Below are 20,837 nucleotides of genomic sequence, written 5' to 3' on the forward strand. Positions count from 1 at the left end.
TCCGCCCCAGTACGTGAGGTGGCGACTGCGGTGTGTATCTGGCTATACAGTGGCGGGACCGCGCCGGATTCTCACCGGCTTCCACGATCCGCAGTCGCCCTATCGCCGTCGATGTTAGGTCAAGCGGGGCCGACCACCGGCAGCAGCGCCATCTCCCTGGCGTTCTTGATCGCCGTGGCGACTTGACGCTGCTGCTGCGGGGTGAGCCCGGTGATGCGCCGGGACCGGATCTTGCCCCGCTCACTGATGAAGGTGCGCAGCAGGTGGACGTCCTTGTAGTCGACCTCGGTCACCCCGAGGGCAGTCAGTTGATTGCGCCTCGGCTTCTTGAGTTCGGTGGCCGGCGGGCGCTTCTTGGTGTTCTTCCGGGAGTTCGACACCATCACCAGCTCGACTTCCGCACGCCCGGCAGTTCACCGCGGTGTGCCAGTTCGCGCACCCGGACCCGCGACAGCCCGAACTTGCGCAGATGACCCCGCGGGCGGCCGTCGACCGCGTCTCGGTTGCGCAGCCGCACCGGGCTCGAATCACGCGGCAGCCGTTGCAGTGCCGAGACGGCCGCGGCTTTCTGCTCGCGCGTGCTGGCTGGTTGCGGATGGCCTCTTTGAGCTCGGCCCGCCGTTCGGCGTAGCGCTCCACGAGTTCCCGGCGCTGCTCGTTCTTGACGATCTTGGATCGCTTGGCCATCAGCGCTCCTCGCGGAAGTCGACGTGGCGGCGGACGACCGGGTCGTATTTGCGCAGCACGATGCGGTCCGGGTCGTTGCGGCGGTTTTTGCGGGTGACGTAGGTGTACCCGGTCCCCGCGGTCGATTTCAGCTTCACGATGGGCCGGATATCGGTGCTGGCCATCAGATCTTCTCCCCTGCGCTACGCAGGCGGGCCACAACGGCCTCGATGCCGTCGCGATCGATCACCTTGATTCCCTTGGCGCTGACCCGAAGCCGGATGCGGCGCCCTTCTCCTGGCAGGTAGTAGGTCTTGGTCTGAATGTTGGGGTTCCAGCGGCGGCGACTGCGCTTGTGCGAGTGCGACACCGTGTTGCCGAACCCGGGCGAGCGCCCGGTGACTTGGCAGTGGGCAGACATCGGTCTCCTTCGGATGGGGTAGCCTTACGATAATGATAATCGTTTTCAACAACAACTTCACCGGGAGGTGCAGTGCGAACCCCTGTGGTGCTGATCGCCGGTCAAGGTGACAGCGACGGCGTAGCAGAAGAACTGGGCCGCAGGCCGGGAACCGTGCTGGTGCGCCACACCTTTGACGGCCAGGTGGTCCTGCGGACCGTGTCCGACGGCGGCGGGACATCCGAACTGGCCCTGGAGCTGGCCCACGGTTGCGTGACCTGCACGGTCCGCGACGACCTGCTGATCCTGTTGCGGCGCCTGAGCCGGCGCGGCGACGTGGAGCGCATCGTCGTGCAGTTGATGCCCTGGCTGGAGGCCGAGCCGGCGTGCTGGGCGATCAACACCGTCCGGGTCCACGTCGGGCCCGGTTACCTCGACGGGCCAGCCGCCCGCGACGTGAGCATCGAGGCGGTCATCGCAAGCCTGGACGCCTCGGTCTGGCTGGAACAGTCCGTCGGCGACGAGGAGCTGCCCGACGGGCGCACTGTCGCCCAGGTGGTCGTCGGTCAGGCCGAGTTCGCCGACATGCTGGTGCTCAACGAGCCCGACGCCACCACACTGGCGGTGCTGCGCCGGCTCGCACCCCGCGCCCGCATCACCGTGGGCCCCGACCAGGTGGAGCTCGGCCTGGCACACCTGGAACCGAACAGTCCGCGCGGGCGCACCGCGACACCGCACGATCCGCTCCTGGCCGGTGAACCGCCGCTGGAACCCGACGACGAGGTCATCATCGTCGAATTCGCCGCGCGCCGACCGTTTCACCCGCTACGCCTGCACTCCGCCGTCGATCTCCTGCTCGACGGCGTGGTGCGCACCCGTGGGCGGGCCTGGCTGGCCAACCGGCCCGCCGACGTCATGTGGATCGAATCCGCCGGCGGCGGAATGCATTTCAGCAATGCCGGAAAATGGCTGGCGGCAATGGATTCCACCGAGCGGGCCTACACCGACCCCGAACGCCTGGCGATGGCCGCGATCGACTGGCATCACCAGTTCGGTGATCGCCACATCTCTCTGACGGTACTGGTCTGTGGAGCCAGGCCCGGCGAGGTCATCGAGGCGCTGCGCGGCGCGCTGCTCACCGACGACGAGCTGGCGCGGCCCGAGCAGTGGGCCGATTACCCCGACCCGTTCGGGGATTGGCACGAAGAACCCTGCCAGCCCGGAATCGACGAACCCGCCACGTCCGTCCGTCAGGAAGCCCGCCAGGAAGGGGAATCCCAGTGAAATCCGACATCCACCCCGACTATCACCCCGTGGTGTTCCAGGACGCAGCGACCGGCACCAAATTTCTCACCCGGTCGACCGCGACCAGTGAGCGCACCATCGAGTGGCCCACCCCGGACGGAATCCAGACCTACCCGCTGATCGTCGTCGACGTCACCAGTGATTCGCATCCGTTCTGGACCGGCTCCGCACGCCATATCGACTCGGCCGGGCAGGTGGAGAAGTTCCGCCGTCGCTACGGATAGGCCGGCCCTAGGGTGGGGCCATGCGGCTCAAGCCTGGCAGACCCGACCTGGCCCCCTATGCGCGGTTCTTCGACGCACCGTCGGCCACACCGCAATCCCCGGTCACGGTGACGTGGGCCGGGGTCAGCACGCTCCTGGTCGACGACGGCTCCTCGGCCCTCCTCACCGATGGGTTCTTCTCCCGGCCCGCGCTGTCGAGCGTCGTCCTGGGCAAGCTGGCGCCGTCACTGCCCCGCATCGATGGCAGCCTGGCCCGCCTCGGCGTCGACAAGCTCGAAGCCGTGCTGCCGGTCCACACCCACTTCGACCACGCCATGGACTCGGCCGTCGTGGCCGAGCGCACCGGTGCCCGACTGGTGGGCGGTACCTCGACCGCCCAGGTCGGTGCCGGCGGTGGCCTGGCTCCCGACCGGATCGTCACGGTCACCCCGGGCGAAGCCGTCACCCTCGGAGCGTTTCAGGTGACGCTCTTCGAGTCAGAGCACTGCCCACCGGACCGCTTCCCCGGCACCATCACCGCGCCTGTCGTGCCGCCGGTGAAGGCCTCTGCGTACAAATGCGGTGAGGCCTGGTCGACCCTGGTACACCACCGGCCCAGCGACCGCAGCCTGCTGATCGTCGGCAGCGCCGGCGCTGTGCCCGGCGCACTGGACGGGCAGCACGCCGAGGTGGTCTACCTCGGGATCGGCCAACTGGGGTTGCAGTCCGAGCAGTACCTGGAGAGCTACTGGGCCGACACCGTGCGCACCGTGGGCGCGCGCCGAGTGGTGCTGATCCACTGGGACGACTTCTTCCGGCCGCTGCACAAACCGTTGCGCGCACTGCCGTACGCCGGTGACGACCTGGACGTCTCCATGCGGGTGCTGACCCGGCTGGCCGAACGGGACGCGGTGAGCCTGCACCTGCCGGCGCTGTGGCAGCGCGCCGACCCGTGGGTCAGTTGAGCCGCTGAAACCACGGCGGCAACGGCAGGCCCAGCTCCGCCAGCACACCACGCAGCCGCGTCGGGTAATCGGTGATGAGACCGTCGACGCCGTCCGCGATCAGCGCCCGCATGGCCGCCGGCTCGTTCACCGTCCACGGAGTCACCTTGAGGTCCAGCGTGTGTGCCCGCTCCACGAATCCCCGGTCCACCAGCCGGTACTGGGGTGAGAGCACCGTGGCGCCCACCGATACCGCGCCGGCGATCGGATCGCTGTCCACAGCCGGATCGATCCCGCCGAGCCACGGAGAGCCGGGCACCCAGGTCGTGTCATCCCACAGTGCCACCCTCGGTATCGACGGCTCGGCCCGCTGGACCAATGGCAGTGTGCGCCAGTCGAAGCTCTGGATGTCCACCTTGTCGACCTTGCCCGCCGCCCGTACGGCATCGAGGATGACGTCGACGAACTCCTCCGGCGGGGCCGAGGTTTCGGGTTTGTCCGCCTCGATCTTCGTCTCGATGTTGAAACGCACGTCGGCGTTGTAGGCGTCGGTCAGCGCGAACACCTCGGGCAGCACGGCAATCTTGTTGTCGCGCACCACCTCGGCGTCGGGAAATCCGCTCAGCAACTTGCCACAGTCAAGGGTGCGAATCTGTTCGAGGGTGAGATCGTGCACCAGTTTGCCCACGTACGGGTACATCGGGTCGCCCCGGAACGCCGGGGCGGTGTCGGCACATTTGGTCTCGTCGATCCGGGGGTCGTGCCACACCAGGGGTTGCCTGTCCCTCGTGAGCACGATGTCGAGCTCGAGCGTGCTCACCCCTAGCTCCAAGGACTTCGCGAAGGCGCGCAGCGACTCCTCGGTCGTCTCGCCACGTCCGCCGCGGTGGGACTGCAGGTCGAACCCGGCGGGCGCCGCGACGGCCGGCGGGACAGACTGGAACACGGCAGCCAGAGCGAACAACAGGACCATCGGTGCAGCCGGACGCATGGTCACCAACGCTATCGAGCAAACCGAGTACGGTCAGGTCCGCGTGGCCCGACCGCGCGAATCGTCATCGAATGTTCGACTGGCCGAAAGGAACCACGCCGTTGATTCTGGCCCTGGTGCTGCTGGCCGTCGTGTTGGTGTTCGCGCTGGCGCGACCCGAGGGCTGGCCCGAGGCCGTCGTGGCGATTCCGGCTGCCGGCCTGCTGATCGCCTTCGAGGTGATCTCGCCGGACGAGGCGCTGGCCGAGGTGAATCGCCTTCTGCCCGTGGTGGGTTTCCTCGCGGCGGTGCTGGTGCTGGCCCATCTGTGTGACGACGAGGGCCTGTTCCATGCCGCGGGCACGCTGATGGCCCGGGCCAGCAGGGGTGATTCCCGAAGGTTGCTGACCCGGGTGTTCCTGATCGGGGCGACGACGACCGCCGTGCTGAGCCTCGACGCGACCGTGGTGCTGTTGACGCCGGTGGTGCTGGCCACCGCCCGCACACTGGCGATACCGCCCCGGCCGCATGCCTACGCCACCGCACATCTGGCCAACTCCGCGTCGCTGTTGTTTCCGGTTTCGAACCTGACCAACCTGCTGGCCTTCACCGTGGCCGGACTGTCCTTCACCCAGTTCAGCGCGGTGATGGCGCTGCCCTGGCTGGCCGCCATCGGCGTCGAATTCGTGGTACTGCGTTGGCTTTTCCGCCGTGAGTTGAGCCGCCCCGCCGCGGAGGTGACTCCCCCGCCGCCCGAGGTTCCGGTGTTCGTGCTCGTGGTGTTGGGTTTGACGCTGGCGGGTTTCGTCCTCACCTCGGTGTTCGACGTGTCGCCTGCCTGGGCGGCGCTGGCCGGGGCGGTGGTGCTCGGCGTTCGCAGTCTGGCCCAGCGCCGCAGCACGATCGGCGGAATCGTGCGCGCCGTCAACGTGCCGTTCCTGGCGTTCGTACTGTGCCTCGGCGTGGTGGTGGACGCAGTCGTCCACCCGACCAACCAGGCCGGCCTCGGCGACACCATGCTCGGGGTACTTCCGGTGGGCGACTCGCTGCCAGCGTTGCTGGGCCTGGCCGCCGTGGCCGCCGTGCTGGCCAATCTGGTCAACAACCTGCCCGCGGTGCTGGTACTGCTGCCGTTGGTGGCCGGCGCCGGACCGGCCACCGTGTTGGCGGTGCTGATCGGGGTCAACATCGGACCCAACCTCACCTACGTCGGCTCATTGTCAAATCTGCTGTGGCGCAATGTGGTTCACCGGAGCGGCCTACGCGCACCATTTCACGAGTTCAGCTGGATCGGGTTGTGCACGACGCCGCTCACCCTGGTGACGGCGGTGCTCGGGCTGTGGGCGGGTTTGCGCCTTTTCCTCTGACGAGCAGACGCTGCGGTACCCAGAAGTGCTGATCTTGGGGTACTTTCGCGTCTGCTCGCGCTAGAGACTCGTGCTAAGAACGCCGGCGCTGACGGGCGATCTCGGCCAGCACCACACCGGCCGCCACCGAGGCGTTCAACGACTCGGTCGGCCCGGCCATCGGGATGGAGACCACCGCGTCGCAGTTCTCCCGCACCAGCCGTGACAGGCCCTTGCCCTCCGAGCCGACCACCACGACCATCGGCCCCGAGCCCTCGAGCTCGTCGAGCGTGGTGTCACCACCGGCATCCAGGCCGACCACCTGCAGACCGGCATCGGCATAGCTCTTCAGCGTGCGAGTCAGATTCGTCGCCCGCGCCACCGGCGTACGGGCCGCGGCACCGGCGCTGGTGCGCCACGCCACCGCGGTGACCGACGCTGAACGTCGCTGCGGGATCACCACACCGTGCCCGCCGAACGCGGCCACGGAACGCACGATGGCGCCCAGGTTGCGCGGATCGGAGATGTTGTCCAGCGCGACCAACAACGCGGGCTCCCCGGACTCGCGGGCAGTCTTCAACAGGTCGTCGGGATGGGCGTAGTTGTACGGCGGCACCTGCAGGGCCAGGCCCTGGTGCAGCGCGTTGGAGCTCATCCGGTCCAGATCGTGGCGTTGCACCTCCAGAATCGAGATGCCCCGGTCCGCGGCGATCTGGACGGATTCGGTGAGCCGTTCATCGGCCTCGGTGCCCAGCGCCACGTACAGCGCGGTGGCCGGGACCTTGGCCCGCAGGCATTCCACTACCGGGTTGCGGCCCAGCACCAACTCGGTGTCGTCGGTCTTCTTGTGCCGGCCCTGCGCCTGGCGCGCCGCCTTCGCGGCCTTCTTGGCGGCCGGATGATGCGGACGCTGTTCCGCGCGCGGGGTAGCCCCACGGCCCTCGAGCCCGCGGCGACGCACGCCGCCGGACCCGACCGTCGGTCCCTTCTTCGTCCCCGCCTTGCGCACTGCGCCGCGCCGCTGCGAATTCCCGGCCATTACGCTCCGTTCCCGTCCACCAGTGCCCACTGAGGACCGTCGGCGGTGTCGGTGACCTCGATGCCGGCCGCCTTCAGCCGATCCCGGATGGCGTCGGCCGCCGCCCAGTCCCGGTTGGTCCGGGCCTCGGCCCGGCCGGCCAGGGCCCACTGCACCAGCTCATCCACTGCGGCCAGGGCGGCCGAAGTCTCGTCCCGCGATTCCCAGCGCTCGTCGAGCGGATCGCAACCCAGGATGCCCATCATCGCGCGGATGGAGGAGGCCTGCGCCATCGCGCCTTCGTGATCGCCGGCGTCGAGCGCGCGGTTTCCCACGGCCCGAGCGGCGTGCACCTCTGCCAGTGCGATCGGCACCGCGAGGTCGTCGTTGAGCGCGGCGGCGAACTTCGGCGTCCAGTCGCCGACGGCGACGGCGCCGACCCGGTTACGCACCCGGTGCAGGAAGTCCTCGATGCCGCTGTAGGCCTTCACCGCGTCCTGCAGTGCGTTCTCGGAGAACTCCAGCATGGACCGATAGTGCGCGCTACCCAGGTAGTAACGCAGCTCGGCAGCCCGAACCCGTTGCAACACAGCAGGAATCGACAGCACGTTGCCCAGCGACTTGCTCATCTTCTCGCCGCCCATGGTGACCCAGCCGTTGTGCAGCCAGTACCGGGCGAAACCATCGCCCGCGGCCCGCGCCTGGGCGATCTCGTTCTCGTGGTGCGGGAAGACCAGGTCCATACCGCCGGCGTGGATGTCGAACTCCGCGCCCAGATAGGCCTCGCACATCGCCACGCACTCGGTGTGCCAGCCGGGGCGTCCGCGCCCCCACGGCGTCGGCCACGACGGCTCACCCGGCTTGGCGCCCTTCCACAGCGTGAAATCGCGCTGATCGCGCTTACCCGTGGCCACACCCTCGCCCTGGTGCACATCGTCGATGCGGTGGCCGGACAGCGCGCCGTAATCAGGCAGGCTCTGCACGTCGAAGTAGACGTCGCCAGCCGCATCGCCACCGCCGGCATAGGCGTGTCCTCGAGCGATCAACCGGTCGATGAGCTCGACCATCTGGGTGATGTGGCCGGTGGCGCGCGGCTCAGCCGACGGCGGAAGCACGCCCAGCGCGTCGTAGGCGGCGCTGAAAGCCCGCTCGTAGGTCGCGGCCCACTCCCACCACGGCCGGCCTGCGTCGGCCGCCTTGTTGAGGATCTTGTCGTCGATGTCGGTGACATTGCGGATGAACGCAACGTCGTATCCATTGGCGGTCAGCCAGCGGCGCAGCACGTCGAACGCGACTCCGCTACGGACATGACCGATGTGCGGCAAGCCCTGGACGGTGGCACCGCACAGGTAGATCGATGCGTGCCCCGGCCGCAGCGGTACGAAATCTCGTACGGCACCCGCCATGGTGTCGTACAGCCGCAAATCGGAGGCAAACCCCGACGCGACAGCTTGAGCGCGATCGGTCACGACGTGCCAGCTTACCGGCCTATTCGGCAGGAACCACCAAAGCGCTGGCTATCGCGGCCAATCCTTCACCCCGGCCGGTCAGACCGAGCCCGTCGGTGGTGGTGGCCGACACCGATACCGGCGCCCCGATCAGCTCGGAAAGCACACGCTGGGCCTCGTCCCGGCGCGGCCCGATCTTGGGCCGGTTGCCGATCACCTGGACCGTGGCATTGCCGATCTCGAAACCCGCCTCCAGCACCAGTCCGCGGACGTGACGCAGCATGTGCGAGCCGGTGACTCCGCGCCATTCCGGCCGGTCGGTGCCGAAAACCCCGCCGAGGTCGCCGAGGCCGGCGGCACTGAGCAGCGCGTCACACAATGCGTGGGCGGCGACGTCGCCGTCGGAATGGCCGGCACAGCCGTCGGCCCCGTCGAAAAGCAGCCCCAACAACCAGCAGGGGCGCCCCGGTTCGATCGGATGGACGTCGGTGCCGAGCCCGACCCTGGGAATCCTCACGTGGCACGCGCCATGACAGCCTCGGCGAGCAGCAGGTCCAGAGGCGTGGTGATCTTGAAGGCCAGCGGGTCGCCCTCGACGATCTGCACGGGCGTACCGATCTGTTCGACGAGCGAGGCGTCATCGGTGACCGTGCCAGCTCCCGCCCGCTGATAGGCACGGCGCAACACATCGGTGCGGAACCCCTGCGGGGTCTGTACGGCCCGCAGACCGGCCCGCTCCGGCGTCCCCAGCACCGCACCGTTGGCATCGACCGCCTTGATGGTGTCCGCAAGCGGAAGACCCGGGACGACAGCGGCGTGGCCGTCGGCCAGTGCCGCGACCACCCGGGCGATCAGGGCCGGAGGGGTCAATGCCCGGGCGGCGTCGTGCACCAGGATGAAATCGGGGTCGCCGGCGGCGGCCAGGGCCAGCCCTACCGATTCGGTTCGATCTGCTCCCCCGGCCACGATCTGCGCGCGGCCGCCGAACACCAAGGTCGCCTCATCGGTGAGCGCGGGCGGAACCGCGACCACGACCTTGTCGATAGCCCCTGAGGCCAGCAGCCCGTCGAGGGCATACTCCAACAGGGGTTTGTCCCCCAGATTGACGAACGCTTTCGGTCTGCCCGCGCCTAGCCGCTCACCAGAGCCGGCGGCCGGGACGACCGCGACTGTCGTTGCCACTACGCGTCAGGACGCGGCGGCCAAAACCTCGTCGAGGATGGTCTCGGCCTTGGCGTCATCGGTGTTCTCAGCCAGCGCGAGCTCGCCGACCAGAATCTGCCGGGCCTTGGCCAGCATTCGCTTCTCACCCGCGGACAGACCGCGTTCCTGATCCCGACGCCACAGATCCCGGACTACCTCGGCAACCTTGTTCACGTCACCTGAGGCCAGCTTCTCGAGGTTGGCCTTGTAGCGGCGCGACCAGTTGGTCGGCTCTTCGGTGTGCGGAGCACGCAGCACCTGGAAAACCTTGTCGAGGCCTTCCTGGCCCACGACGTCGCGGACTCCGACGTACTCAGCGTTGTCTGCGGGCACTCGAACGGTCAGATCCCCTTGGGAAACCTTCAGGACGAGATATTCTTTCTGCTCGCCTTTGATAGTCCGGGTTTCGATCGCCTCGATCAACGCAGCACCGTGGTGTGGATAGACGACGGTGTCTCCGACCTTAAAAATCATCTGATTCGAGCCCCTTTCGCTAGTCCATCCTAACACGGGCCCAGATCACATGCGCACCAACTGCGCAGGTCAGGGGCACTGCAGGTGAAGAACAGGGGTTGACATGGTGACGAAAGCGTGCAACCACAGGCCCCTGGAGAAGCCTGAAATGGGTGCCACCGCAAAGCGGTTGCGGGCCTGAGCCGCCCGTTGCCGAGCCCCTTTGCGACCCGTCTGCCGAGCCCTCGCATTCCACCCGCCGACCCCACCTACTACTGTGCATAGTCGAAGTACGCCGACCCAGCTCAGGAGGCTTGAGTGAACCGCTTCGCAATGCGCGCCTCGGCAGGTCTGGCCGCATGTGGCCTGACCGCAGCCGTTCTCACCGGCTGCAGTGCCGGGCAGGTCTCCCAGACGGCGACCCAGGAGCCCGCCGTCAACGGCGTCAACGCACAGGCCGGCGCGATCGCGCTGCGCAACGTGCACCTGCGCGCGCCGCAGCAGAAGGACTACGTCGAGCCGGGCTCCGAGGCCGAACTGCTGTTCGTCGCGGCCAACGGATCCACCGAGGCTCCCAACAAGCTCGTCTCGATCAAGACCACCGTCGGCGACGTGGCACTGACCGGGGACCAGACGATCCCGGCAGGCGGCGTGCTCGTCGTCGGCGAGCCCGACGGCCAGCTGAAGCCGCTGGAGAAGACCGAGGCCGCCGATGCCGTCACCGCGAAGGTCACGCTGACCAAGCCGGTCACCAACGGACTGCTCTACGACTTCACGTTCAAGTTCGAGAACGGCGAGACCACGGTGGCCGTGCCGATCTCGGCAGGCGAGGCGCCCCGGCGCGAAAAGGCCGGCGAGGAGCCCGCTGAGGGCGCCGAAGCCGGTGGCCATCACTGATCTGACGCACCTCTGACCCGCGGGGTCCCGACCGGCGCGTGCACACCGCCGATGTCGGGGCCGGCAGCTACTGTCACGGCGTGGCCGGTTCGAAAGTACGTTCGCAGTACCGCTGCTCGGAATGTCAGCACTCCACACCCAAATGGGTGGGCCGCTGCGCCAATTGCGGCACCTGGGGCACTGTCGACGAAGTGGCGGTACTCGCGTCTGTGGGTGGTGCGGTCCGCCGCTCGGTGGCCCCGACCTCGCCCGCGGTTCCGATCACCTCGATCGACCCCGGAATCACCCGGCATTACGCGACCGGGGTCAGTGAACTGGACCGGGTCCTCGGCGGCGGCCTGGTGGCCGGTTCGGTCACGCTGCTGGCCGGTGAACCGGGCGTCGGCAAGTCCACCCTGCTCCTGGAGGTCGCCAACCGCTGGGCACACACCGGCCGACGGGCGCTGTACCTGTCCGGCGAGGAGTCCGCGGGCCAGATCCGGCTGCGCGCCGAACGCACCGGCTGTACCCACGAGAACGTCTACCTGGCAGGCGAATCCGACCTGCAGATCGCTCTCGGTCATATCGAGGAGGTCAAACCGAGCCTGGTGATCGTCGATTCGGTGCAGACCATGTCCACCACCGAGGCCGACGGCGTGACCGGAGGGGTCACCCAGGTGCGTGCGGTGACCACGGCGCTGACGGGCCACGCCAAGACCGCTGTCGGAGACCCGGCTGTGGCCATGATCCTGGTCGGGCACGTGACCAAGGACGGCGCCATCGCGGGCCCGCGTTCCCTGGAGCATCTGGTCGACGTGGTGCTGCATTTCGAAGGTGATCACGCGTCGAGCCTGCGCATGGTGCGCGGGGTCAAGAACCGGTTCGGCGCCGCCGACGAGGTCGGCTGTTTTCAGATGCACGACAACGGAATCGAGTGTGTCAGCGATCCGTCCGGCCTGTTCCTGGACCAACGTCCGGCAGCGGTGCCCGGCACGGCCATCACGGTCACCCTCGACGGCAAGCGCCCCATGATCGGTGAGGTACAGGCGCTCGTCGCCCCGCCCGTGGGGCCTCCCCGGCGGGTCGTCAGCGGCATCGATTCGGCCCGTGCGGCGATGATCGGCGCGGTGCTGCAGACCCGCTGCAGCCTGCCGATCGGCAACAACGACATCTACCTGTCCACCGTCGGCGGCATGCGGCTGACGGATCCATCCTCGGACCTGGCCGTGGCGGTCGCCATCGCGTCGGGCTATCTCGACATCGCGTTGCCGATGAACGCGGTGGTTATCGGCGAGGTGGGGCTGGTCGGCGATCTGCGCCGGGTCACGGGCATGGATCGCCGGCTGGCCGAGGCCGCCCGGCTGGGCTTCAACATTGCCGTGGTGCCGCCCGGGGCCACCAGTGCACCCGCGGGGCTGCGCGTCATCACCGTCGATGACATCGGGGCGGCATTGCGGGCACTCAAAGACATCGCGATTGCCAGCAATCGAGGACAGCATGGACAATAGCGGCCGACCCTAGGAGAACCGATGGCCGTGAACTCCGGCGCCAGGACCAGCCGCACCGTGGTGCATCTGGCTCGGCCGACGCTACGAGAAACCCTCGGCCGGCTGGCACCCGGCACCCCGTTGCGCGACGGCCTGGAACGCATCCTGCGCGGCAAGACGGGCGCGCTGATCGTGCTGGGCTACGACGACAGCGTGGAAACCATCTGTGACGGCGGGTTCGCCCTGGATGTACGTTACGCCCCCACCCGGCTGCGTGAGCTGTCGAAGATGGACGGCGCGGTGGTGCTCTCCAGCGACGGCAGCCGGATCGTGCGGGCCAACGTCCAATTGGTGCCGGATCCATCGATCCCCACCGACGAATCCGGCACCCGCCACCGTTCGGCCGAGCGCACCGCCATCCAGACGGGCTATCCCGTGATCTCCGTGAGCCATTCGATGAGCATCGTGACGGTCTACGTCGCCGGGGAGCGGCACGTGGTGCCCGACTCGGCGACCATCCTGTCCCGGGCCAACCAGACCATCGCGACGCTGGAGCGCTACAAGGGCCGGCTCGACGAGGTCAGCAAGCAGCTGTCCACCGCCGAGATCGAAGATTTCGTGACGCTGCGCGACGTCATGACCGTGGTGCAGCGTCTGGAGATGGTGCGCCGGATCAGCCTTGAGATCGACGCCGACGTCGTCGAACTCGGCACCGACGGACGCCAGCTCAAACTGCAGCTCGACGAACTCGTGGGCGACACCGAGGCCGCGCGCGAGCTGATCGTGCGGGATTACCACGCGCTGCCGGATCCGCCGACCGCCGCTCAGGTCGGCGCAACGCTGGACGAGCTGGATGCCCTGACCGACAGCGAGCTGCTCGACTTCACCACGCTGGCAAGGGTTTACGGTTATCCCTCGACTGCCGAGGCACAGGATTCGGCCATGAGCTCACGCGGCTACCGCGCCATGGCGGGGATACCGCGACTGCAGTTCGCCCACGTCGATCTGCTCGTCCGCTCGTTCGGCTCATTGCAGGGGCTGCTGGCCGCCAGCGCAGACGATCTGCAGTCGGTCGACGGCATCGGTTCGATGTGGGCCCGGCACATCCGCGAGGGGCTGTCCCTGCTCGCCGAGTCGACGATCGCCGACCGGCTCGCCTGAACGTCAGTTACCCGGCGCGGCGGGATCAGCCGGCGCTGCGCCCTCCGGGGGCGGCCCGGGCAGCTGCGGATTGGGTTGGGCCAGTATGAACGGCACCGGCGCCGATCTCAGATTGCCGAGCTGCACCATCAGGTTGTAGGTGCCGGGCCCGATCGGCTGGCGCGGCATCGGGCACTGCGGCGCCGATCCCATGCCGGTCCAGGTCACCTCGGTGGTCACCTGCTCGCCCGGATTGAAGGTCTTCACCAGCGTCTCGTTGGACGGCGCGCAGTCCAGGTTGGACCAGAGCCGGTTGTTGTCCAGTGAGTACACGTAGGCGGCCAGTACCGCGGCGCCCACGTCACGTTTGCAGGCCACCAGGCCGATGTTGGTCACGACCATGGTGAACTTCGGCTGATCGCCCACGACGTACTCGGGCTGGCTGGTAATGCCCTTGACCGCGAGCGTGGAATCCGGGCAGTCATCGCCCTCTTTGAGCAGCGGCGGCGGCGTCACCGCGGCGGTCGGCGTGGCCGTCGGCGGCGGCGCGTGCTGGGCCGGCGGCACCACCGGGGTCTTGACCTCGGGGTTCTCCCCCGGCAGCGGCGTCGGCGGAGCAGCCGCGGCAGACGCGTCGGTGGACTTTGTCTCAGCCCCAGAGCTGCTGGTCACGATCACCGCGACGATGGCGGCGATGATCCCCACGACGACCACCGCGATTCCGATGGCCAGTGCCCTGCGCCGCCAGTAAATCTGCGAGGGCAGCGGCCCATGAGGTTCGAGATCCAACACGGCTTTCACGGTAAGCCCAGGTCATGCACAGTTGTCCGAGGCGACTCGGCGTGTCGGAGCCCTGAAGCTGTTTCGCTCCTCACGTGCGCAGCGAAATTCTCAGGCTTCGCCGATGTTGCCGAGATGGCTGCGCAGCTCCACGTGACCGTCCGACAGGTGGTAGGTGGCACCGACGATGGCCTGCGTGCCCGCGGCCAGACCGTTGGAGATGGCGGCCGACCGCATCTGCAGCTGGTTGACCGTCTCCTTGACGTGGTAGGCCTCGAACTCGTCGACCCGGTTCAGGCCGGCGTGACGACCCATCAGGATCGACGGGGTCACCCGCTCCACGATGTCGCGCACGTACCCGCCGGGCACCTGCCCCTCGTCGAGGGCGGTGATGGCGGCCTGGACCGCGCCGCAGCTGTCATGGCCCAGGACCACGATCAGCGGCACCTCCAGGATCGACACCGCGTACTCGATCGAGCCCAGCACCGCGTTGTCGATGACGTGGCCGGCGGTGCGGACCACGAACATGTCGCCCAGGCCCTGGTCGAACAGCAACTCCGCGGCAACGCGGCTGTCGCCGCAGCCGAACACCACCGCGGTGGGCTTCTGCCCGTGGGTCAGCTTGGCTCGACGGGCGATGTCCTGGCTGGGGTGCTGCGGTTCGCCTGCGACAAAGCGGGCGTTACCGTCCTTGAGTGCCTTCCAAGCGGACACGGGATTCGAATTGGGCATATCAGCCATTTTGCATGAGATGCCGATGAGCATCGACGCGGAGCAGCTCGTCAGCTGGTACAGAGACGCCCAGCGGGACCTGCCGTGGCGCCGACCAGGGGTGACCGCCTGGCAGATCCTGGTCAGCGAATTCATGCTGCAGCAAACACCGGTGGCGCGGGTCGAGCCGATCTGGCTGGCCTGGATCGACCGGTGGCCCACCCCGTCCGCGACGGCGGCCGCCGGGTCGGCCGAGGTGCTGCGGGCCTGGGGCAAGCTGGGGTACCCGCGGCGGGCCAAACGTCTGCACGAATGCGCGGTGGTGATCGCAGGCGAATACGACGACGAGGTGCCCACCGACGTCGAGACCCTGCTCACGTTGCCCGGCATCGGCGCCTACACCGCGCGAGCCGTGGCCTGCTTCGCCTATTCGGCCAGCGTTCCGGTCGTCGACACCAACGTGCGCCGGGTGGTCACCAGGGTCTTGCGTGGGCAGGCCGATGCACCCGCCCGCGCCCGCGACCTCGACGATGTCGCCGCGCTGCTGCCTGACGATGCCACCGCACCGACCTTCTCAGCAGCCCTGATGGAGCTGGGCGCGGTGGTGTGCACGGCCCGCGCGCCGCAGTGTGGCTGCTGCCCGCTGACCCACTGCCGGTGGCGGTCGGCCGGGTATCCGGAGGGCACGATGACCCGAAAGGTGCAGCGCTACGCCGGAACCGATCGACAGGTGCGCGGCAAGCTGCTGGATGTCCTGCGCGACAGCAGTTCTCCGGTCACCCGTGCGCAACTGGACGTGGCGTGGCTCACCGATACCGCGCAACGGGATCGGGCACTGGACTCGCTACTGGTCGACGGCCTGGTCGAGCAAACTCTGGACGGCCGGTTCGCGCTCGCCGGGGAGGGCGAAATTCCATGAGATCGGCATGAATCCGGTGCGCGGCACACCATTTGGGTTGCCCATCACATAGAACGGATTCATGTCAAGCAAATTCTTAGCGACGTTTGCATGTACGGCAATGGGACTGGGTATCGGGCTGAGCCTCGCGGCGACTGCCAACGCCGCGCCGTCCGGCACCGGTTCGGCGGCCGACACCGTGCGCGATCTGCAGAGCCGGGGCTATCACGTGCAGATCAACTCGAACGCCAATACCGCCCTGTCGAATTGCCGGGTGACCGGGGTGCACGGACTGGCCGACTCCAACATCAACGAGGACGGCTACCGGATCGATTCGGCTCAGCACACCACGGTGTACGTCAACGTGGCCTGCCAGCCCGACGGCTGAGCCGTCACGCGATGACGGCCTCTTCGTCTACACCACAGGCGAATTGACGTCGGTAGTCCGAGGGCGTCACGCCGATCAGCCGGCGGAAATGATGGCGCAGCAGCGTTGCGGTGCCGAACCCCGCCTGCCCGGCGATCCGGTCGATGTCCAGGTCGGACTCCTCGAGCAGCCTGCGCGCGTACAACACCCGCTGATCGGTGATCCACTGCATGGGGGTGGTGCCGGTCTCCTCGACGAACCGGCGGGCGAAGGTGCGCGTGGACATCGCGGATCGCCTGGCCAACGTCGTCACCGTGTGCGGTTTGTCCAGGTTACCCATGATCCAATCCAGGTGCGGCGCAAAGCCTTCCGAACACCTGACCGGAATCGGCTGATCGATGAACTGGCGTTGCCCGCCATCGCGCTGCGGCGGGACCACCATTCGCCGGGCGATCTTGTTGGTCACCTCACTGCCGAGTTCGCGGCGAACCAGGTGCAGGCACGCGTCGATGCCCGCCGCCGTGCCTGCGCTGGTGATCAGATTGCCGTCGTCGACGAACAGGACATTGCGATCCACCTTGGCGGTGGGATATTTGCGGGCCAAGGCATCGGCGTGCATCCAATGCGTCGTGCACGGTCTGCCGTCCAACAGGCCCGCCGCGCCGGCGAGGAACGCGCCCGAGCACACCGTCAGGATGATCGAGCCCGCCTCGGCCGCGGCCCGCACGGCCTCCAACGCCTCCGGCAGGTAGTCGGAGGTGCCGATCGCCGGAATTGCCACCAGGTCGGCGCCCTGGAGGGCATCGAGCCCATGCTCGGGGGTCAGGGTCGCCCCGACCGAAGTCCGCAGCGGCTTGCCCGGCTCGGGTCCGCACACTTTGAAGTCGAAGTTGGGTACACCGTCGGCCGAGCGGTCGATCCCGAAAACCTCACAGATGACCCCGAACTCGAAAACCGCCAGACCGTCGAGCACCAGCGTGGAGACGCTTCTCAGCATGGCAGCATTTTATCGCAAGGTGTCAGCGCTGCCACTGTTGGCTGGATATTTCCCCGACAAGCATTACTGCCATGACTGTTGCACTCGCTCTGATCATCCTGATCTCACCCTTCGCGGTCGCCGCGGCAGTGGGCTGGGCGGCGCGGCGCGGCAATGTCCTGCGGTTCCGCCTCGACCTGTTCGACATCAACCAGCCCGACTACGAGACGTATCGCGCCGGCCACGACCTCGACGCGATACGCAGCCGGTTCGAACACCAGCCGTCCTGGCCGAGCGCAGGCGTCCTAGGCGAGCGCCGTTAGAAACCCGGTCACGGCTTCGCGGTACACCTCGGGCGCATCGTCGTGGATCAGGTGCCCCGCACCGGGTACGTGCAGATACCTGGTGTCCTGCCCGATCTCGGCCATCCGGCGCATCTGCCCGGGCGGCGCCACCGAGTTGCCCGCCTCCATGAGCAGGGTCGGTACCCGCACGTCGCGCCACTGCTGCCAGTAGTCCCGCGTTCCCCACTGGGCGGCGATGTCCAGCCACCACTGCGGGTACCCGTGCAGCCGCCAGCCAGTTGAGGTTCGGTCGAACGCCTCAAGGAAGTACTGGCCCGCGACCGGTCCGAACTCGTCGTAAACCTCCTGCGCCGAGCCGAATTCGACCGGAAGGGCGTGCACCCACGGCTCCCACGGACCGGTGGTACGCCCCCGGAAATCCGGGGCCATGTCCTCCACCACCACCGCGCGGGCCAGTTCGGGGCGGGCGGCGGCCAGACACCACGAATGCAACGCACCCATCGAATGCCCCACCAGCATCACCGGCCGTCCGAGACCTGCCACGGCGTCACCCAGGTCCGCGACGAAACGCTCGGTGCTGATCGGATACGGATCGACCACATCGCGCCCCCGGTGCCACGGTGCGTCATAGGTGTAGACCTCGCCCAGCCCGGCCAACCAGGGCAATTGGCGCGACCAAGTGCTGCCGCGACCCATCAGCCCGTGCACCAGGACGATGGGCTCGCCGCGCCCCCCTCGATGGGTGAGCAGATCTGTGACCATCCCGTTATCTTGCCGGGCAGTCACGGTAGCCTGAACACCATGCCCGTCGTGAAGATCAACGCCATCGAGGTCCCGCCCAACGCAGGCCCGGAACTGGAGAAGCGGTTCGCGAACCGTGCACACGCCGTCGACAGTCAGCCTGGCTTCCTGGGCTTCCAGTTGCTGCGCCCGGTCAAGGGCGAAGACCGCTACTTCGTGGTGACGCAGTGGGAAACCGAAGAGGCCTTCCAGGCCTGGGCTTCGGGTCCGGCTGTCGAAGCACACAAGGGCCAGCAGGCAAAGCCTGTGGCCACCGGCGCATCGCTGCTGGAGTTCGAGGTTGTGCTGGACGTTGCAGGGCCCGCTGCCCAGGCGTAGCCGCGGCCGGACGCTGCACCGCACGATCGGCCTGACGGCCGTCACAGCGGTGGCCGCGGCCCTGGCTTGTGGCTGCTCGCCGAACGCCGCGCCCGCGGCGGAAGTGTCCTACGGCGCGCACATCGACACCATCACCCCGCCGGGTCTGCGAGCCAAGCAGACCATGGACATGCTCAACTCCGACTGGCCCATCGGCCCCATCGGGGTGCGCACTCTGGCCGCACCCGAGAAGGTCGACCTGGTCGGCACCAAGATGGACTCCATCTGGTGGGACCGCCCATTCACGGTCACCTCGGTGGACATCGGGGCCGCGCAGGCGACGTTGCACGTACTGACGTCCTACAACGTGGCCCAGGACATCGAGCTGCGGACCAACGATGTCGGCTTGGTGGACCGGTTCGAGGTCAACCTGGTGCCGCCGAAGATCGACAAATGGTCCGACATCGACACCGAGCTGACCAAGTCGGGAGCGCGCTACTCCTACCGGGTGTCCAAGGTGAACAACGGCAAGTGCGAGCAGGTCGCAGGCACCAATACCGATATGTCGCTGCCGCTGGCTTCGATCTTCAAACTGTATGTACTGCTTGCGGTTTCAGATTCGGTGAAGGCCGGCACGCTCAAGTGGGACGATCACCTGACGATCACCAAGGAAGGCAAGAAGCTCGGCTCTGCCGGGCTGGACAAGCTTCCTCCCGGCGCTCAGATCACCGTGCGGACCGCCGCCCAGCAGATGATCTCGGCCAGTGACAACATGGCCACCGACCTGCTGATCGAGCGGATGGGCCCCGCCGCGGTGGAACGCGCGCTGGTCACCGCGGGTCACCACGATCCGGCCAGCATGACCCCGTTCCCGACCATGCACGAGGTGTTCTCGGTCGGCTGGGGCGAGCCGAACCTGCGCGATCAGTGGAAGAACGCCTCGCCCGCCGATCGGGTGGCACTGCTGCAGCAGACCAATTCCCGCCCCTACGAACCAGATCCGTATCGCACCCACACCCCGGCCTCCAATGACGGCCTGGAGTGGTTCGCCAGCGCCGCCGACATCTGCCGGGTGCACGCCGCCCTGCAGGCCTCGGCCTTCGGGCCTGCCGCGCCGGTGAAGGACATCCTCTCGGCGCTGCCCGGCATCGACCCCGATCCGGCGAAGTGGAACTACATCGGCGCCAAGGGCGGCAACCTGCCCGGCGACCTGACCTTCAGCTGGTACGCGGTGGACTACACGGGGCAGCCATGGGTGTTCAGTTTTCAGCTGAACTGGCCGAAGTTCCGTAGCCCCACTGCCGCGGGCTGGTTGCTGCAGATCGCCAAGCGGGCGTTCGCCATGGCGCCGGTCGGACAGTAGGCCGCGGACTAGTACTAGTCGGTGCTCCGCAAGGTCCAGGCTTGGCCGCGAAAGTGCATCACGGTGCGGCTGAGTGGCGCAATATCGATGCGCCAGAACGACTTTGCCGGGGCGTCCAGGGCGACGAGGATGGCCGCCCGGATCACCGCCGGGTGGGTCACCGCGACCAGCCGCCCCCGCGTCGACGCAAGGCTGCCCATCCAGCGGTGAACCCGATTGACGAGATCGACCACGGATTCGCCGCCGTGCGGCGCCCGGGTCGGATCGGTCAGCCAGACCGCCAGGTCCGCGGGCAGCACCCCGCCCAGCACACCCCCGCGCCAGCTGCCGAAGTCCAGGTCGGCCAGTAGGGGTTCGACCACCGCTGACAGGCCGAGCAGTTCGGCGGTCTGGCGGACCCGTTTCTCCGGCCCGCAGTACGCGGCGTCGATGACGCCCAGTTCGACGGTCGCATCGGCCTGGCGGTGGCCCAGTGGGTTCAGCGGCTCGTCGGTGGGAAATCGTCCGGCGGCGGTGGCGTCGGTCATGGCGTGCGACACCAACGTCAGCCGGACGACCTCACTCACGACGAACTCACGCGGTCAGTTGCTCCTGGCGCTCGCCCTCGAGCACCCTCGACACCAGAGCACCGAACACCAGCCCGATCGTCGCCCAGATCACCACCTGGGTACCCAGCGAATACAGCCGGAACTGGTAGAGGTCGTCGGCCGGGAAGGTCGACGGGGTCTCGTGGATACCCGGCAGGATCAGGAAGACCACGGCCATCGACACCACGTAGTCCGCGGCGCCGATCAGGGTGGCATTCCACACCCCCAGCTTCGGCGTCAACCGACGTGCGAGCAGCACCGAACCGACGAACAACGCCGCCGACAGCACCACC

General features: G+C 67.9%; 27 protein-coding genes, 1 pseudogene and 1 riboswitch. Of the genes and pseudogenes, 12 read left to right on the plus strand and 16 right to left on the minus strand.

What is annotated here, in order from left to right; genetic code table 11:
• Positions 1 to 15 precede the first annotated feature (15 nt).
• A riboswitch (cobalamin riboswitch) is annotated at positions 16 to 119 on the minus strand.
• From rpsR to rpmB, 4 genes and pseudogenes are all read right to left on the minus strand, one after another.
• On the minus strand, positions 120 to 383 hold the full coding sequence (gene rpsR / locus EH231_RS19705) for a 30S ribosomal protein S18 (protein ID WP_124713130.1): 264 nt from the start codon (positions 381 to 383) through the stop codon (positions 120 to 122).
• Positions 383 to 687 (minus strand): annotated as a pseudogene (gene rpsN, locus EH231_RS19710) (30S ribosomal protein S14). Before rpsN ends, rpsR begins: the two are co-directional and overlap by 1 nt.
• Positions 687 to 851, minus strand: a complete 165-nt coding sequence (gene rpmG / locus EH231_RS19715) for a 50S ribosomal protein L33 (protein WP_029108302.1) — start codon at positions 849 to 851, stop codon at positions 687 to 689. Before rpmG ends, rpsN begins: the two are co-directional and overlap by 1 nt.
• Entirely contained in the window at positions 851 to 1,087 is a 237-nt protein-coding gene (gene rpmB / locus EH231_RS19720; RefSeq protein ID WP_044520828.1) for a 50S ribosomal protein L28, read from the minus strand. Before rpmB ends, rpmG begins: the two co-directional genes overlap by 1 nt.
• Before the next feature lie 72 nt (positions 1,088 to 1,159).
• Between rpmB and mrf the strand changes: the two genes are divergently transcribed.
• From mrf to EH231_RS19735, 3 genes are read left to right on the plus strand one after another with little or no spacing between them, the layout of a single operon-like run.
• On the plus strand, positions 1,160 to 2,350 hold the full coding sequence (gene mrf / locus EH231_RS19725; RefSeq protein WP_206429601.1) for a ribosome hibernation factor-recruiting GTPase MRF: 1,191 nt from the start codon (positions 1,160 to 1,162) through the stop codon (positions 2,348 to 2,350).
• Positions 2,347 to 2,595: a type B 50S ribosomal protein L31 gene (locus EH231_RS19730; RefSeq protein WP_090430467.1), complete on the plus strand. Its 249-nt coding sequence runs from the start codon at positions 2,347 to 2,349 to the stop codon at positions 2,593 to 2,595. The genes mrf and EH231_RS19730 overlap by 4 nt, the downstream gene beginning before the upstream one ends.
• Before the next feature lie 20 nt (positions 2,596 to 2,615).
• Positions 2,616 to 3,539: an MBL fold metallo-hydrolase gene (locus tag EH231_RS19735; protein ID WP_090430466.1), complete on the plus strand. Its 924-nt coding sequence runs from the start codon at positions 2,616 to 2,618 to the stop codon at positions 3,537 to 3,539.
• Here the strand turns inward: EH231_RS19735 and EH231_RS19740 are convergent.
• A complete protein-coding gene (locus EH231_RS19740; protein ID WP_124713131.1) occupies positions 3,532 to 4,509 on the minus strand; it encodes a glycerophosphodiester phosphodiesterase family protein in 978 nt (325 codons plus the stop codon). The two genes, EH231_RS19735 and EH231_RS19740, sit on opposite strands and share 8 nt — an antisense overlap.
• A 71-nt stretch (positions 4,510 to 4,580) precedes the next feature.
• On the opposite strand from EH231_RS19740, the gene EH231_RS19745 reads away from it, so the two are divergent.
• Positions 4,581 to 5,855, plus strand: a complete 1,275-nt coding sequence (locus EH231_RS19745; RefSeq protein ID WP_124713132.1) for an SLC13 family permease — start codon at positions 4,581 to 4,583, stop codon at positions 5,853 to 5,855.
• A 73-nt stretch (positions 5,856 to 5,928) separates the two neighbouring features.
• Here EH231_RS19745 and rlmB read toward each other — a convergent pair whose 3' ends face one another.
• The 5 genes from rlmB to carD are packed head-to-tail and all read right to left on the minus strand — an operon-like array spanning position 5,929 to position 9,977.
• Positions 5,929 to 6,873: a 23S rRNA (guanosine(2251)-2'-O)-methyltransferase RlmB gene (gene rlmB / locus EH231_RS19750; protein WP_090430459.1), complete on the minus strand. Its 945-nt coding sequence runs from the start codon at positions 6,871 to 6,873 to the stop codon at positions 5,929 to 5,931.
• Positions 6,873 to 8,321 (minus strand): cysteine--tRNA ligase, encoded by a 1,449-nt coding sequence (gene cysS / locus EH231_RS19755; RefSeq protein WP_124713133.1) that lies wholly within the window; start codon positions 8,319 to 8,321, stop codon positions 6,873 to 6,875. Before cysS ends, rlmB begins: the two co-directional genes overlap by 1 nt.
• Before the next feature lie 19 nt (positions 8,322 to 8,340).
• On the minus strand, positions 8,341 to 8,817 hold the full coding sequence (gene ispF, locus EH231_RS19760; RefSeq protein WP_124713134.1) for a 2-C-methyl-D-erythritol 2,4-cyclodiphosphate synthase: 477 nt from the start codon (positions 8,815 to 8,817) through the stop codon (positions 8,341 to 8,343).
• Positions 8,814 to 9,482, minus strand: a complete 669-nt coding sequence (gene ispD / locus EH231_RS19765; protein ID WP_090430453.1) for a 2-C-methyl-D-erythritol 4-phosphate cytidylyltransferase — start codon at positions 9,480 to 9,482, stop codon at positions 8,814 to 8,816. The genes ispF and ispD overlap by 4 nt, the downstream gene beginning before the upstream one ends.
• 6 nt (positions 9,483 to 9,488) lie before the next feature.
• The gene (carD, locus tag EH231_RS19770; protein WP_003882506.1) at positions 9,489 to 9,977 is read right to left on the minus strand and encodes an RNA polymerase-binding transcription factor CarD; all 489 of its coding nucleotides are present in this window, start codon (positions 9,975 to 9,977) and stop codon (positions 9,489 to 9,491) included.
• A 297-nt stretch (positions 9,978 to 10,274) separates the two neighbouring features.
• On the opposite strand from carD, the gene EH231_RS19775 reads away from it, so the two are divergent.
• The 3 genes from EH231_RS19775 to disA all read left to right on the plus strand — a co-directional run bounded on the left by EH231_RS19775 (position 10,275) and on the right by disA (position 13,480).
• The gene (locus EH231_RS19775) at positions 10,275 to 10,853 is read left to right on the plus strand and encodes a copper chaperone PCu(A)C domain-containing protein (RefSeq protein WP_090430451.1); all 579 of its coding nucleotides are present in this window, start codon (positions 10,275 to 10,277) and stop codon (positions 10,851 to 10,853) included.
• An 80-nt stretch (positions 10,854 to 10,933) separates the two neighbouring features.
• Positions 10,934 to 12,340, plus strand: coding sequence for a DNA repair protein RadA (gene radA / locus EH231_RS19780; protein ID WP_124713135.1), 1,407 nt, complete (start codon positions 10,934 to 10,936; stop codon positions 12,338 to 12,340).
• Between the two features lie 21 nt (positions 12,341 to 12,361).
• Positions 12,362 to 13,480 carry a DNA integrity scanning diadenylate cyclase DisA gene (gene disA, locus EH231_RS19785; protein WP_090430449.1) on the plus strand — a complete coding sequence of 373 codons (1,119 nt, stop codon included), beginning with the start codon at positions 12,362 to 12,364 and terminating at the stop codon, positions 13,478 to 13,480.
• Positions 13,481 to 13,483: 3 nt separating this feature from the next.
• Here the strand turns inward: disA and EH231_RS19790 are convergent, their stop codons facing one another.
• Both EH231_RS19790 and EH231_RS19795 read right to left on the minus strand, forming a co-directional pair.
• Entirely contained in the window at positions 13,484 to 14,251 is a 768-nt protein-coding gene (locus EH231_RS19790) for a hypothetical protein (protein WP_206429602.1), read from the minus strand.
• Between the two features lie 99 nt (positions 14,252 to 14,350).
• On the minus strand, positions 14,351 to 14,971 hold the full coding sequence (locus tag EH231_RS19795) for a carbonic anhydrase (protein ID WP_090430447.1): 621 nt from the start codon (positions 14,969 to 14,971) through the stop codon (positions 14,351 to 14,353).
• A 25-nt stretch (positions 14,972 to 14,996) separates the two neighbouring features.
• Here EH231_RS19795 and EH231_RS19800 point away from each other — a divergent pair, with 25 nt between their 5' ends.
• Positions 14,997 to 15,869 (plus strand): HhH-GPD family protein, encoded by an 873-nt coding sequence (locus EH231_RS19800; RefSeq protein WP_124713136.1) that lies wholly within the window; start codon positions 14,997 to 14,999, stop codon positions 15,867 to 15,869.
• Between the two features lie 100 nt (positions 15,870 to 15,969).
• On the plus strand, positions 15,970 to 16,236 hold the full coding sequence (locus tag EH231_RS19805; RefSeq protein ID WP_234927308.1) for a hypothetical protein: 267 nt from the start codon (positions 15,970 to 15,972) through the stop codon (positions 16,234 to 16,236).
• Positions 16,237 to 16,240: 4 nt separating this feature from the next.
• Here the strand turns inward: EH231_RS19805 and EH231_RS19810 are convergent, their stop codons facing one another.
• Positions 16,241 to 17,212, minus strand: a complete 972-nt coding sequence (locus EH231_RS19810) for a helix-turn-helix domain-containing protein (protein ID WP_124713137.1) — start codon at positions 17,210 to 17,212, stop codon at positions 16,241 to 16,243.
• Between the two features lie 71 nt (positions 17,213 to 17,283).
• Here EH231_RS19810 and EH231_RS19815 point away from each other — a divergent pair, with 71 nt between their 5' ends.
• Complete coding sequence (locus EH231_RS19815) at positions 17,284 to 17,514, plus strand: hypothetical protein (RefSeq protein ID WP_090430442.1); 231 nt, start codon at positions 17,284 to 17,286, stop codon at positions 17,512 to 17,514.
• Here the strand turns inward: EH231_RS19815 and EH231_RS19820 are convergent.
• Positions 17,497 to 18,258, minus strand: a complete 762-nt coding sequence (locus tag EH231_RS19820; protein ID WP_090430440.1) for an alpha/beta fold hydrolase — start codon at positions 18,256 to 18,258, stop codon at positions 17,497 to 17,499. The genes EH231_RS19815 and EH231_RS19820 overlap by 18 nt on opposite strands.
• Before the next feature lie 39 nt (positions 18,259 to 18,297).
• Here EH231_RS19820 and EH231_RS19825 point away from each other — a divergent pair, with 39 nt between their 5' ends.
• On the plus strand, positions 18,298 to 18,615 hold the full coding sequence (locus tag EH231_RS19825; RefSeq protein WP_029108325.1) for an antibiotic biosynthesis monooxygenase family protein: 318 nt from the start codon (positions 18,298 to 18,300) through the stop codon (positions 18,613 to 18,615).
• Positions 18,590 to 19,957 (plus strand): serine hydrolase, encoded by a 1,368-nt coding sequence (locus tag EH231_RS19830; RefSeq protein WP_205264871.1) that lies wholly within the window; start codon positions 18,590 to 18,592, stop codon positions 19,955 to 19,957. Before EH231_RS19825 ends, EH231_RS19830 begins: the two co-directional genes overlap by 26 nt.
• A 14-nt stretch (positions 19,958 to 19,971) precedes the next feature.
• Here EH231_RS19830 and EH231_RS19835 read toward each other — a convergent pair whose 3' ends face one another.
• Together EH231_RS19835 and EH231_RS34345 are read right to left on the minus strand one after the other, a co-directional pair.
• Positions 19,972 to 20,523 carry a histidine phosphatase family protein gene (locus tag EH231_RS19835; protein WP_090430438.1) on the minus strand — a complete coding sequence of 184 codons (552 nt, stop codon included), beginning with the start codon at positions 20,521 to 20,523 and terminating at the stop codon, positions 19,972 to 19,974.
• Between the two features lie 7 nt (positions 20,524 to 20,530).
• Positions 20,531 to 20,837 (minus strand): CbtA family protein (locus tag EH231_RS34345; RefSeq protein WP_241177774.1); only part of this gene is annotated, 307 nt, incomplete at its 5' end.

It is taken from the genome of Mycolicibacterium nivoides, from assembly GCF_003855255.1.
Classification (GTDB): domain Bacteria; phylum Actinomycetota; class Actinomycetes; order Mycobacteriales; family Mycobacteriaceae; genus Mycobacterium; species Mycobacterium nivoides.